Source organism: Mycobacterium sp. IDUB_39 (genome assembly GCF_055419205.1).
Window position 1 is genome coordinate 619164 of the sequence record NZ_JBVAXF010000003.1, and the last position, 12989, is coordinate 632152.

Below are 12989 nucleotides of genomic sequence, written 5' to 3' on the forward strand. Positions count from 1 at the left end.
GCTACCCCGCGGGCTCGGTGTTGATATCGAAGACGACCTGCTCGCCCTCGACCTTGAGGATCTTCATGTGCGCGGTGTAGGGCGTGTTCTCGGGCCCGGTGAAGGTGCAGTTGAACTCGACGCCGACGTCGGCCTTCACGTCATTGGGGCACGTGACGTCGGTTGGCTTGAACTTGGTCTGCTTTGACACCAGATCGACTATCGACTGCGCGGCGCCCTCCGGCTTGATGGTGGCACTGCAGGCAGTCAGCGACAGCGCCGCGGCACCGACGAACAGCCCGGCGCCGACGCGGATGCCAAGAGTACGAGTCATGGAGCGAAATGCTGCTCTACCGTTTGCTCGAGGTCAACACCGGGCCCCTGTCGGAGTGTCGCGGCCAGGCGACCGCCCTGACGGCTAGGCCATCTCGTCGATCACGGTGTGAATGAAGCGCATCTTCTCGAGCACCGCGTGCGGGAGCACGAACGGGTAGAGGTCCTCCCTGCCCATCGACCTGTTCACCATGTTCAGCGCCCACGACAGCGGTAGCCACATCTCGATGATGGTGTCGAATCCGCTGGGGCCCAGTACCCGTCGGTCGAAGGTGGCACCCGCCGGGGCGAACCCGAAGGCCGCGGAGGTATCCAGCGCGTCGCGGATGTGCAGGTAGTGGGCGAACGTCTCGGCCCAGTCCTCCGCGGGGTGCATGCTGGCGTACGACGAGACGTAATCCCTCTCCCAACCGACTGGAGCACCCCGGCTGTAGTGGCGGTCCAATGCGCTCTGGTAGTCGGTATTGGGGTCGCCGAACAGTTCGACGAAACGCGCGGTCTGTTCGGCCGATCCGTCCACCAGCCGGTAGAAGTAGTAGTGCCCGATCTCGTGCCTGAAGTGGCCGAGCAGCGTCCGGTACGGCTCGGACAGTGCGATGCGCAACTGCTCGCGGTGGACGTCGTCGCCCTCGGCGAGATCCAGCGTGATGACCCCGTTGTGGTGCCCCGTGGATACCGTCTCGGTCTCGCTGGAGAGCAGGTCGAAGGCCAGCCCGAACTCCGGGTCCTGCGCTCGGCCGACAATCGGCAGCTTGAGTTCGGCGAGTTCGAAGATCAGCCTGCGTTTGGCGCGCTCGGCGTCGGCGAAGGCGGCCAGTGCCTTTCGATCCCCGTCATTGGGGCGGGTTCTGGTCAACGCGCACGACGTGCACAGCGCCGCGACCGGCCCCTTCTTGACCAGCCAGTTGCACTCGGCCACATGCAGATTCGCACACAGCCGGTACTGACTCTCATCCACCGCCCCGGCGTGTTCGCTCTCCGGTCCCGGCACGATCACCAGCAGGGCCCTGTCGTCGATCGAGAAGCCCAGTTTGCTGCGACAGTTCAGGCAGATCGAGTTCTCGAACGTCAACCGCTGACCGCAGTTGGGACAGGTGAAGTCACGCACCTCGGACACCTTCCCGCAACGGCGCGACGTCCACCGAGACGTCGATGACGCTGCTCGTGGAGTCGGTGTAGATGATGCCCCGCAGTGGCGGCACGTCGGCGTAGTCCCGGCCGAAGCCAACCACGATGTAGCGCTCATCGACCATCTGGTCGTTCGTCGGATCCAGCCCCAGCCACTGGTTTTGAGGTGTCCACACCGCGGCCCACGCGTGTGTCGCATCGACACCCACCATGCGCTCCCTTCCAGGCGGCGGATCCGTCGCGAGATATCCGGAGACATAGCTGGCGGCCATACCATTGGCGCGCAGGCAGGCGATCGCCAACCGGGCGAAGTCCTGACATACCCCCTCCCGAGCCACCAAAACCTCGGCGACCCGCGTGGACACCGTCGTCGAGCCCGAGCGGTAGGCGAAATCCGTGTTGATTCGCGAGTTGAGATCGGCCAGTACCTCAATCAGTGGCCGGCCCGGGATGAAACTGGGTGCGGCGTAGGCCCGCAACTCCTCGGTGATCTCGGGGGGCTGCAGATCGAGGGTGAACTCGGAGGCCAGGGCGCCGTCGGGACCGACGGGTCGGGCGATCTCCCACGGCGCCTCGGCCGAACCGGCGCCGTACAACTCGGCGGGCGGCGGGTCGACCTCCACCACCGAGTGACTCGTGATGGAAAGCGTCCGGTGTCGTTCGCTCACATGGAAGTAGGAGCTGACGTTTCCGTAGCCGTCACGACTGGTGGACCTGTCGGCGGCCTCGGGATCGATGTGCAGTCGGTGTGACAGGCACCGCTGCCCGGTGGAGTCGCGCGGCGTCAGGAACCCCCGGCCATAGGAGCTGGTGACGTCGTCGGAGTAGCGGTAGGTCGTGCGGTGGGTGATCTCGTAACCACGGGCGGCGCCGGGCGATGGTCCGTCGGTGAGACTCACGGCATGACCCTTCGCTCGTCGGGTCCCCACAGCGGCTGCATGCCACCGGGCAGCGACAGGTGGGCGGCCGTGATGAGGTTGGACAGCTCACGCAGGTCCGCCGAGAGACCGTCGAGCAGGTCGGCCAGCTCGGCACGCCTGCCATCGGCGGTGACGACCTCGAGCCCCTCGGGGCCGACGCGGCGCAGGCGCGCCGCGATGTCCTCGGTGAGCCGCTCGGGACGCGTCGATCCCGACGATGACGGCAGTGCCCGCAAGTTGGTGCGCAGGCGCTCGAACTGGAAGGCCAGTGACCGCGGGTTCTCGGCATCGAAGAGCAGCAGGTCGGCGACAGCGGCCACGCTGACCTGACCGAGCGTGCGCCTGCGGTAGCTCACCGACGACTCACATGCGACCAGCGTCGACTCCGTAATCGTCTGCTCAGCAGCGGGATTGCGCACCGTGGTCAGTGTGGCGCCGAGCAGGGCCGTCAGCCACGCGCTTCGTTCGATGCGCTTGCCTATGTCCATCATCGTCCAGCCGACGTCGTGCACCATCGACTCGGCCGCGACCCCTGACAGCGCCAGCATGCCGGCAAGCGTCTGGCTGTGCGCCGCCGCCAGGTAGGTCTCCCCCTCGGTCTGCGAGTCGGGCCGGCCGCCTGCGGGATGCAGCACCGCCCGCTCCACCCCTGCCAGCACCATCCACGTGTCGTTGGACATCTGGTCGCGCACGGCCCGTGACACCAGGCCGAGACGTTCGACCGACTGCGCCAGTGCGCCGGCACGGTGTCGGTCGGCGGTCAGTGACAACAGCGTCGTGGGCGCCGTCGCGACCATATCGGCGTCGTCACCGTCGGCGCCGGTGTCGGTTCCGGTCAGTTCACCCAGCGCGGTCAGGAGTACCGGCACACACTCGCTTCCCGCCATCTCGCGGCGATACCGGAATTCGTGGTATCTCTCGCGGGTCACGGTGAGCAGGCGTGCCATCGCCTCGGCCCGTTCGGCGTAGCGGCCGAGCCAGAACAGATCCGACAACACGCGCGGCGAACTGACGGCGCGGGTCGGACTCGGCGTCATCGCCGGAGCCGCCCCGGCGGCGACATCCAGCGCCGGAGCCGCCCCGGCGGCGACATCCAGCTCAAGCAGATCGGCCGGCGGCGTCGGAGTGCGCTCGGCCGTGATGCGGGTAGTCGCACGTACCCAGATGTCCTTGGCCGCAACGGTCTGCAGCTCGTGGCCGGCGTGACCGGGCGCGACGAGGTAACCGAGCCCGCCGACCATCGGGGCGTATCCGCCGCGCTGGGCCACGGTGAACAGGCGCATGCCGACGTTGCTCGCCGACAGCCCACCCGGGTCGAAGTCGGTGGGCGCCGACGAGTACTCGGGCAGTTCCTGGCCCACCCACCGCCACGGTGTCGCTGCGATGCGGGCACTCAGGTCCGCCCGCCCGGCCGCCGATAGCGCCGGTCCGACAATCGGTTCGCCACCGTCGACCCTTTTGATGACCAACGACGACAGGTGCGACAGCAGATGGGCTCGCTCCAGGTCGATACCACCCCAGTACGCCTGCGTGGTGCCCAACGTGGGCGTCTCGTCCAGCAGCAGTTCGGCCAACTCCGGCAGAAATCGCAGCAGCCCAGGGCTTTCCAGGACGCCACTGCCGAGTGTGTTGACCATCGTGACCGCACCGCGTCGCAGCACCTCGACCAACCCGACGACACCCAGTCGCGAGTCGGGACGCAGGTCCAGCGGATCGACGTACTCCGCATCAATCCTTCGCAGGACGACGTCGACGCGTTTCAGCGTGCCCAGCGAGCGCATCCACAGCTTCCCGTCGCGCACCACCAGATCGGCGCTCTCCACCAACGGGAAGCCCAGCACGCTGGCCAGGTAGGCCTGGTCGAATGCGGTCTCAGAGTGGATGCCGGGGCTGAGCACCACCACCACGGGCTCCTCAGCGGACTCCGGCGCCGCGTCGATGAGTGCCAGACGAAGGGCCTGTGCCCACGGCGATACCGGCCGCGGCCCGATCCGCTCGTAGAGGTCGGGGATGGAGTGCGCCACCACACGACGGTCGGCCATGGCGTAACCCGCCCCCGACGGCGCCTGCGTCCAGTCGGCGTTGACGAGGAAGGCCCCAGATCCGCTTCGACTGACATCGCAGCCGTGCAGGAACAGTTGGTGGCGTCCCGGCACCTCGATGCCACGTGCGGCGCGGACGTAGCCGGGGTGGGCGAAGAGCAATTGGGCGGGCAGCACACCGCTGGTGATGGACCGGCGTGCTCCATACAGATCGGTGAGTACGGCGTCGAGCAGTCGAGACCGCTGCACCAGACCCGACTCCAGCTGATCCCAGTCGGCCGCCGAGATCACCAGCGGCAGAGCGTCCAGGTGCCACGGACCGGGGGTTCCCGCGTCGTCGTCGCCGCGACCGCCGATCGCCGAACCGTGCTGGTCGGAGTGGCCAAAGGTGATGCCGTCGTTGTCGACCAGTTGACGCACCGTGGTGCGCAAGACGGCGAGGCCGCCGCGTCCGCGCTCGGTGATGCACTCGGCGACGTCTGCCCAGGCCGGCCGAACATCGCCTGCCTCGTCGACGAATTCGTCGTATCCGCTGCCCGAACCGCCGCGCACGTCAAACAGCGCGCGTTGCGCCCGCGCGGACTGGTAGCCGGTCAGGACGTCCTCGGTGGCGGGTGCCACGGCACGGCGACCGACGGGGTTCGGCTCGGAAGAGCCGCTAGCTCGAAGCACCATCACCGCAGAACGGTACGCACCCGGCGCGAATCAGCAATGTCGGGCGCGCCCACGCTGGTGCACGGCCGACCCCCGCTATCTCGGGGCCGAGTGCGGGACAAGCCGGCCGCGGGGTCGAATCACCAACACCAGAACGCCTGCGACAGTGATCCCGACGAGGTTGACGGCGAGTTGGGCCGCGGACTTCGCCGCCACGTCCCAGTCCCCGAGAATTGCTGCCACGACCGCGAACCCCGCCGCCGGAACGGTTGTGACCGAGATGAACACGCCAACGAGCGCGGCCGACTTCGCCGACACCAGGGAGAGCATTCCAGCCGCGCCCGCGAGTAGCGCGACGACGAATGACAGCGGCCCCACCTGGAAGATGAAGTCAACCTCCTTCACGTTCCGCACCGTGTCCAGGCTCAGCAGTCCCGCCGCCTCGCAGGCGACCGTCGCCAGCGCCGTGATGCCCATCGCCACGGGAAATCCGACCAGCAGCGCGAGGGCTGCGCGGCGAGCCAGGTCGGCTCGTCGTCGCACGATCGCCACGCTCAGTGCGGCCAGAGGCCCGAACTCTGGGCCGAGCACCATCGCGCCCACGACGGTGACCGTGGAGTCGGTCACCGCGCCAATCGCGGCGAGCAGGCAGGCCAGCGTGAGGAACATAACGAAGGTGACGGAAAGCGTTGCCTCCTCCCGCGTGCGTCCGATGAGTTCGTCCCACACCACGGCGTCGGCCGCGTCGCCCTCGGCGTCGTCCTCGGCCTTGTGAGCCTTGCTCGACAGCACGGTGTCGAGAACCTCGAGGGTTATCGCACCGCGGTGCTGCACATCGAGCGCCTTGAGTTCCCTGATCACGTTGTTCGCGCACTCGCGGGCGAGGTCGGCGGTGATCTCGTCGCCCGGCGGGTCCAGCGCGACACCGGGATGGAGCACCAGATTCGCGACGCCCACCTCACTGCGGAGTACGTCGATCACCTCGTCGCGCAGGTCTTCCGGCGCGATCACCCGTAAATGCAACACCCCGAGACGGTAACCGCAAGCGGAGTCCGCAGAGACGACATCGTGCAGCGCCGCGCGGGAGGCGTGGCTGGCTCAGGCACCGGCGTCACTGCTCAAGAAGTACCTGACCGAGGACGGCTGACCAGTCGCATGCCGAGTTCGTCGGGCGGCACATCGTGGCCGGCCGCACAGCGGATCTCCACACTCGCCTCCGCACCACAGTCGAGATGGGTTAACCGCAGCCGACTGTCGTCGAGGTGCTTGCGCCCCCACTCGAACATGGCCCACACCACCGGCATGAACTCGGTGCCGGCCTCAGTGAGGACGTACTCGTCGCGGCTGCGCTGGCCGGGCTCCCGATACGGCTGCTTTGTCAGCAGGCCGGCCTCGACGAGTTCGGTGAGCCGCGCGGACGTGGCGGCCTTGGTGATGCCTACGCGTCGCGCAAAGTCGTCGAACCGGGTGGTGCCGTAGTACGCCTCGCGCATGATCAGCATCGCCGACTTCGTGCCCGCGATGGCCATCGTCTTCTCGATCGGGCACTGCCCGACGGCCGACCACTTGTCGCGGTCGGTGAGTGGTCCCTGAAGGACTGTCATGTACATCACTCCGTGGCTGGGTTGTCGCAACAATACCTAGGTGTTACACCTAAGTATAGAGAGCAGCACTCAGCGACGAGTTCAGGAGCACCTCATGTCCGTTTCGAGCACCCAATACTCCGACCGCGACGCCGTCATCGTCAGCGCCGTACGCACCCCCGTCGGCAAGGGCAAGGCCAGCGGCGCACTGCACGACATTCTGCCGGTGGATCTCCTGGCACACAGCCTGCGCGCGGTCGTCGAACGTGCCGGGATCGATCCCGCCCAGATCGATGACGTGATCGCCGGCGCGGTCACCCAGGTCGGCGACCAATCGGTGAACATCGCCCGCAACGCACTGCTGGGCGCGGGATTCCCCGAGAGCGTGCCCGGCACAACCGTGGACCGCCAGTGCGGAAGTAGCCAGCAGGCAATCAGTTTCGCCGCGCAGGGAGTCCTCGCGGGCTCCTATGACATCGTCATCGCCTCGGGTGTCGAGTCGATGTCGCGTGTCCCGATGGGCTCGAGTGTGCTGCCCGGCAGCGACCCGTTCGGCACCGGCATGGGGGCGCGCTACCCCGACGGGCTGGTCCCGCAGGGCATCAGCGCCGAACTGATCGCCGCCAAGTGGGGACTGTCGCGCACCGAACTCGACGAGTTCTCCGCAAGCAGCCACGAGAAGGCGGCCCGCGCCACCAAGGACGGCCTCTTCGACAACGAACTCGCCCCCATTGCGGGCCTCTCGACCGACGAGATCATCCGCCCCGGCACCACCGTTGAGACTCTTGCCGGCCTGCGGCCCGCGTTCTACAACGAGGCGTATGCGGTGCGCTTCCCCCAGGTCAACTGGGAGATCACTCCTGGGAACAGCTCACCGCTGTCCGACGGCAGCGCCGCGGTGATGATCACCAGTGGTGCGGCCGCCCGCAAGCTGGGCCTTCGCCCGCTGGCCCGCATCCACACCATGACGGTGGTGGGTTCGGATCCGCTGTACATGCTGACCGGTGTCATTCCCGCGACGGAGAAGGTGCTGGCCCGCTCGGGGCTGGCGCTGTCCGACATCGACCTTTTCGAGGTCAACGAGGCGTTCGCGCCTGTCGTGCTGTCGTGGGCCCGCGACACCGGTGCCGATCTGGCCAAGACCAACGTCAACGGCGGTGCGATCGCGATCGGACATCCATTGGGCGCCAGCGGCGCTCGCATCATGACCACGCTGGTCAACGCCCTGGAACAGCGCGATGGCCGCTACGCGCTGCAGACGATGTGCGAGGGCGGCGGCATGGCCAACGCGACCATCATCGAGCGTCTCGGCTAACCGCACCCGCTCGCGATTTCGGCGCGCAAACCGTCGCTCGGCGATGGTTTGCGCGCCGAAATCGCTCGGTCGGCTGATCCCCGGGTCGATACTGAGTTCGACACACTGGATCGGGGTTCGGGGGAACCGATGAGATCGTCACCGACACAGCAGGAAACCGAATCGGCGTCCATGTCGGGATCACCCGATGTGGACGCCGTCGTCGTGGGGGCCGGCGCCGCCGGACTGTATGCGGTGCAGAGGCTCCGGCGCTCCGGGTTCTCCGTACGGGTCCTCGAGTCGGCCGACGACATCGGCGGCACCTGGTACTGGAATCGCTATCCGGGCGCGAGGGTCGACATCCCGAGCGTGGACTACATGTACAGCTTCGACCCGGATTGGCATAGCGACTGGCAGTGGTCGGAGAAGTACGCCACCCAACCCGAGATCCTGCGGTACCTCAATCACGTCGCCGAGAAGTTCGATCTCCGCCGCGACCTGCAGTTCAACACCCGCGTGGAGGGCGCGCACTGGGATGAGCGGACCGCGCTGTGGCACGTGCACACCGACCGCGGCAGCATCTCCTGCCGTTTCCTGCTGATGGCGACGGGATGCCTGTCAATCCCGAAGCAACCCGATATCGAGGGCATCGACCGATTCCAGGGTGAGGTCCTGTTCACCAATCGATGGCCACACGACGAGGTCGACTTCACCGACAAACGGGTGGCGGTCATCGGCACCGGTTCCTCAGGGGTCCAGACGATCCCGCACATCGCGGCGCAGGCCCGCGAATTGGTCGTGTTTCAGCGCACACCCAACTTCTCGATACCCGCGCACAACGGTCCGCTGGCGCAGGAGAAGCTCGGCCAACTCGTCGCCGACGAGGCGGCCTACCGCGAAGCGGCCCGGTTCTCGCGCGGCGGTGTGCCCCAGGAACGCAGTATCACTCCGACTTTCAGCGTATCGGCGAAGGAGCGCGTGCAACGCTATGAGCGCGCCTGGCAGATCGGCGAACTGCTCGAGACGATCAACGTATACGCCGACGTGATGAGTGACCCGGCCGCCAATCACGAGCTGGCCGAGTTCTTCCGGAACAAGATCCGGGCCACCGTCGACGACCCGAAGATCGCCGAGCTGCTATGCCCGACGACGTACCCGGTCGGCGCGAAACGGATGTGCCTCGACACCGACTACTACGCCACGTTCAACCGACCCAACGTCACGCTCGTCGACCTTCGCGAGCATCCACTACGCGGTCTCACCGCAGACGGAATCGACACGGCAGGAGGATCTTTCGGGTTCGACACCATCGTGTTCGCCACCGGGTTCGATGCGGTGACGGGCGCGATCGTCGCGGTGGACATCACCGGGCGGGACGGTCAGACCCTGAGGGACAAGTGGGCCTCCGGGCCGTCGACCTACCTGGGGCTGACCACCACCGGCTTTCCGAACCTGTTCATGATCACCGGCCCCGGCAGCCCGTCGGTGTTGTCCAACATGATGGTGTCCATCGAGCAGCACGTGGATCTGGTCGCCGAACTGCTCACGGGCCTGCGCGCCGATGGCTTCGACTCCATTGAACCGACCGGAACCGCCGAGGCAGGATGGATGCAGCATGTTCAGGACTGCGCGGACATCACGCTGTTTCCCCGCGCCGACTCCTGGTACATGGGTGCGAACATCCCCGGCAAACCGCGCGCCTTCCTGCCGTACGCCGCAGGCGTCGACTTCTATCGCACCGCCTGCGATGAGGTTCTGGCCCGAGACTGCCTGGGCTTCAGTCGATTAGGACCTGCCGGGCAGAACTGCGCGGACGGCGTGATCCGGCGTTTGCAGCCCGACGTTCAAATGGTTCTGTTCGAACTGGCGGCGCTGAATCCACCGGCACTGGAAACGCTGACCCCAGCGCAGGCGCGCGGCGCGGTCGCCGAGGCCGCCACGGTGCGTCCGCCGGGCCCCGACGTCGGCGAGATCGTCGACGGTCTGTACCCCGGCGCAACCGACAACCTGGGCTACCGGCTGTACCGGCCGCCTAGTCCCGGTCCGCATCCGGTCCTGGTCTACTTCCACGGCGGCGGATGGGTTCTCGGCGACGCGCGGTCCGACGATCCGCTGTGCCGGGACCTGTGCGTGCGCACCGACTCGGTCATCATCTCCGTCGACTACCGTCACGCGCCCGAGCACCCCTTCCCGGCCGCGATCGAGGACGGCTTCGCAGCCGTGCGCTGGGTCGCCGACAACGCTGAGCCGCTGGGCTGCGCGCCAGGCAGCCTGATGGTCGGCGGCTGGAGCGCAGGTGCCGGGATCGCCGCCGTGGTCTGCCAACTGGCGCGCAACGCCGCTGCGCCAGCCATCATCGGCCAGGCCCTGCTGGCACCCGTGACCGACGCCGACACCGGACGTGCGTCATACACCGAGAACGGTCACGGATACGACCTGGACACCTCGCTGATGCAGTGGTTTCTCGACCAGTATTCGGAACCATCCGAGCGTGCCGACGCGCGCATTGCCCCGTTGCGTGCGACGGACCTGACGGGGCTGCCACCGGCGGTGGTCGTCACCTGCGAATTCGACGTCCTGCGTGACGCGGGCACCGCCTACGCCGATGCACTGGTCGCAGCGGGCGTGCCCACCGAGCACATCCGCGCGCGCGGTCACACGCACTGCTCGCTGACCATGGTCGACCTGGTGGTCTCAGGAGCGCCGGTGCGTCAGGAGTTCGCCGCCGCGGTGCGCCGGTTGGCCACAACTCCAGCGCCCTTGTGATCTCGGCTCAGTTGGGGGCGCGGGTCAGCTCGAATAGCGGGATCGCCCGCGTCGTGTTGGCCTGGTAGTCGGCGAACACCGGCGCGACCTCAACGACCTTCGGGTAGGCGGCATCGCGCTCGGCGGCCGACAGCTCCCGGACGTCGACGTCGTACTCGTCGGTTCCCACCTCGATACGCGCCCGCGGATTGGCGCGCAGGTTGTGCACCCAGGCCGGATCCTTGGGCGCGCCGGCGTAGGAGCCGACGATCAGCATCTTGCCGTCGACCGTCAGGTAGGCCAGCGGGGACAGCCGCGGCTGACCCGACTTGGCTCCCGTGGTGTGCAGCAGCAGAAGGGTGCCACCCTCGAACGGTCCGCCGACGATGCCGGCATTCGCCCGGAACTCCTCGACGATGTTGCGGTTGAAGTCATCGAGCGCGGCGGTGTCGGCCACGAGCTTTCCCTTATCTATTTCGGTCATGCCTCTTCCGACTTCTTCGGCTTGGCATCTATTCCCGATTCCTTGCGCTGCTGCGCGGTGATCGGCGCCGGGGCGTCGGTGAGTGGGTCGACGCCACCACCCGACTTCGGGAACGCGATGACCTCTCGGATCGAGTCCGCGCCGGCGAGGAGAGCCGTGATGCGGTCCCAGCCCATCGCGAAGCCGCCGTGCGGCGGGGCGCCATAGGAGAACGCGTCGAGCAGGAAGCCGAACTTCTCCTGCGCCTCCTCCTCACCGATGCCCATCACGGCGAACACCCGCTCCTGAATGTCCTTGCGGTGGATGCGGATGCTGCCGCCGCCGATCTCGTTGCCGTTGCAGACGATGTCGTAGGCATACGCCAGCGCAGAACCGGGGTCGGTGTCGAAGGTGTCGAGGAACTCCGGCTTGGGCGAGGTGAACGCGTGGTGCACCGCAGTCCAGGCCGAGTAACCGAGCGCGACGTCGCCGCTGGCGACGGCGTCGCCTGTGGGCTCGAACATCGGGGCGTCGACGATCCACACGAACGCCCACGCGGTGGGATCAATGAGGTCCTGTTTGCGGGCGATCTCGCCGCGCGCGGCGCCGAGCAGCGCGCGCATCGGCTTGGTCGCGCCGGCCGCGAAGAATATGCAGTCCCCGGGCGCGGCACCGACGTGCGCGGCCAGCCCGTCGCGTTCGGTGTCGGTGAGGTTCTTGGCGACCGGACCGGCCAGCGTGCCGTCCTCGGCGACCGTGACGTAGGCCAAGCCCTTGGCCCCGCGCTGCTTGGCCCACTCCTGCCAGGCGTCGAACTGGCGGCGCGGCTGGCTGGCCCCACCGGGCATGACGACGGCGCCGACGTACTCGGCCTGGAAGACGCGGAATGTGGTGTCCGCGAAGTACTCGGTGCACTCGACCAGCTCGAGGCCGAAACGCAGGTCCGGCTTGTCCGAGCCGTAGCGGCGCATCGCCTCGGCGTAGGTCATGCGCGGGATCGGGGTGACGATCTCGTGGCCGACCAGACGCCACAGCGCGGTGAGAACCTCCTCGGCCAGCGCGATGACGTCGTCCTGGTCGACGAAGCTCATCTCGACGTCGAGCTGGGTGAACTCGGGCTGCCGGTCGGCGCGGAAGTCCTCATCGCGGTAGCAGCGCGCGATCTGGTAGTACCGCTCCATACCCGCGACCATCAGCAACTGCTTGAACAGCTGCGGGCTCTGCGGCAGCGCGTAGAACGAGCCGGGCTGCAGACGCGCGGGCACCAGGAAGTCGCGGGCGCCCTCCGGGGTGGAGCGAGTCAGCGTCGGGGTCTCGATCTCGACGAAGTCGTGGTCGGCCAGCACACCGCGAGCGGCGGCATTCACCTTCGAGCGCAACCGGATTGCGTTACCGGGGCCCTCACGGCGCAGATCGAGGTAGCGGTACTTCAGGCGGGCTTCCTCGCCGGCGGTCTCGTCGAGCTGGAACGGCAGTGGCGCACTCTCGCTCAGCACCGTCAGCGTCGTGGCGTTGACCTCGATGTCACCCGTCGCGATATCCGTGTTGGCGTTGCCCTCGGGGCGAACCTCCACAACACCGGTGACCGTGACGCAGAACTCGGCGCGCAGCCGGTGGGCCTGCTCAAGAACGGCGGCGTCGCGGAACACCACCTGGGCCACACCGGAGGAGTCACGCAGATCGATGAAGATGACGCCACCGTGATCGCGGCGGCGTGCCACCCATCCGGCCAACGTCACCGTCTGCCCAGCGTCGGTGGACCGCAACGAACCGGCGGCATGACTGCGCAACACGAATAGCTCCTCGAATGGTGGGGTGGGCCGACTGATCAGTCTAGAGGTGACGATC

Annotated in this window: 10 protein-coding genes; 2 read left to right on the plus strand and 8 right to left on the minus strand. The window is 67.5% G+C overall.

Annotated features, from left to right (window positions below; all coding sequences use genetic code 11):
• Window position 1 precedes the first annotated feature (1 nt).
• From ACZY0X_RS14930 to ACZY0X_RS14955, 6 genes are all read right to left on the minus strand, one after another.
• On the minus strand, window positions 2–313 hold the full coding sequence (locus ACZY0X_RS14930; protein WP_463771438.1) for a DUF4333 domain-containing protein: 312 nt from the start codon (window positions 311–313) through the stop codon (window positions 2–4).
• An 84-nt stretch (window positions 314–397) separates the two neighbouring features.
• Window positions 398–1420, minus strand: coding sequence for a zinc-binding metallopeptidase family protein (locus ACZY0X_RS14935; RefSeq protein ID WP_463771440.1), 1023 nt, complete (start codon window positions 1418–1420; stop codon window positions 398–400).
• The gene (locus tag ACZY0X_RS14940) at window positions 1413–2339 is read right to left on the minus strand and encodes a transglutaminase family protein (RefSeq protein ID WP_463771442.1); all 927 of its coding nucleotides are present in this window, start codon (window positions 2337–2339) and stop codon (window positions 1413–1415) included. Before ACZY0X_RS14940 ends, ACZY0X_RS14935 begins: the two co-directional genes overlap by 8 nt.
• Window positions 2336–5077, minus strand: a complete 2742-nt coding sequence (locus tag ACZY0X_RS14945; protein ID WP_463771444.1) for a circularly permuted type 2 ATP-grasp protein — start codon at window positions 5075–5077, stop codon at window positions 2336–2338. Before ACZY0X_RS14945 ends, ACZY0X_RS14940 begins: the two co-directional genes overlap by 4 nt.
• 75 nt (window positions 5078–5152) lie before the next feature.
• Window positions 5153–6082, minus strand: coding sequence for a DUF389 domain-containing protein (locus ACZY0X_RS14950; RefSeq protein ID WP_463771445.1), 930 nt, complete (start codon window positions 6080–6082; stop codon window positions 5153–5155).
• Between the two features lie 92 nt (window positions 6083–6174).
• Window positions 6175–6660, minus strand: coding sequence for a winged helix-turn-helix transcriptional regulator (locus ACZY0X_RS14955; RefSeq protein WP_463771447.1), 486 nt, complete (start codon window positions 6658–6660; stop codon window positions 6175–6177).
• A gap of 94 nt (window positions 6661–6754) precedes the next feature.
• On the opposite strand from ACZY0X_RS14955, the gene ACZY0X_RS14960 reads away from it, so the two are divergent.
• Both ACZY0X_RS14960 and ACZY0X_RS14965 read left to right on the plus strand, forming a co-directional pair.
• Window positions 6755–7954, plus strand: coding sequence for a thiolase family protein (locus tag ACZY0X_RS14960; protein WP_463771448.1), 1200 nt, complete (start codon window positions 6755–6757; stop codon window positions 7952–7954).
• Between the two features lie 129 nt (window positions 7955–8083).
• On the plus strand, window positions 8084–10699 hold the full coding sequence (locus ACZY0X_RS14965; protein ID WP_463771449.1) for a flavin-containing monooxygenase: 2616 nt from the start codon (window positions 8084–8086) through the stop codon (window positions 10697–10699).
• Window positions 10700–10706: 7 nt separating this feature from the next.
• On the opposite strand, the gene ACZY0X_RS14970 is transcribed toward ACZY0X_RS14965, so the two are convergent.
• Both ACZY0X_RS14970 and aspS read right to left on the minus strand, forming a co-directional pair.
• Entirely contained in the window at window positions 10707–11162 is a 456-nt protein-coding gene (locus tag ACZY0X_RS14970; RefSeq protein ID WP_463771451.1) for a nitroreductase family deazaflavin-dependent oxidoreductase, read from the minus strand.
• The gene (aspS, locus tag ACZY0X_RS14975) at window positions 11159–12970 is read right to left on the minus strand and encodes an aspartate--tRNA ligase (RefSeq protein ID WP_463771610.1); all 1812 of its coding nucleotides are present in this window, start codon (window positions 12968–12970) and stop codon (window positions 11159–11161) included. Before aspS ends, ACZY0X_RS14970 begins: the two co-directional genes overlap by 4 nt.
• Window positions 12971–12989 lie beyond the last annotated feature (19 nt).

Excerpts from the sequence above, each read along its gene's own strand:
- ACZY0X_RS14970 (WP_463771451.1), bottom strand. The coding sequence starts at position 11,162 with ATGACCGAAATAGATAAGGGAAAGCTCGTGGCCGACACCGCCGCGCTC.
- ACZY0X_RS14930 (WP_463771438.1), bottom strand. The coding sequence starts at position 313 with ATGACTCGTACTCTTGGCATCCGCGTCGGCGCCGGGCTGTTCGTCGGT.
- ACZY0X_RS14960 (WP_463771448.1), top strand. The coding sequence starts at position 6,755 with ATGTCCGTTTCGAGCACCCAATACTCCGACCGCGACGCCGTCATCGTC.
- ACZY0X_RS14955 (WP_463771447.1), bottom strand. The coding sequence starts at position 6,660 with ATGACAGTCCTTCAGGGACCACTCACCGACCGCGACAAGTGGTCGGCC.
- ACZY0X_RS14945 (WP_463771444.1), bottom strand. The coding sequence starts at position 5,077 with ATGGTGCTTCGAGCTAGCGGCTCTTCCGAGCCGAACCCCGTCGGTCGC.
- ACZY0X_RS14965 (WP_463771449.1), top strand. The coding sequence starts at position 8,084 with ATGAGATCGTCACCGACACAGCAGGAAACCGAATCGGCGTCCATGTCG.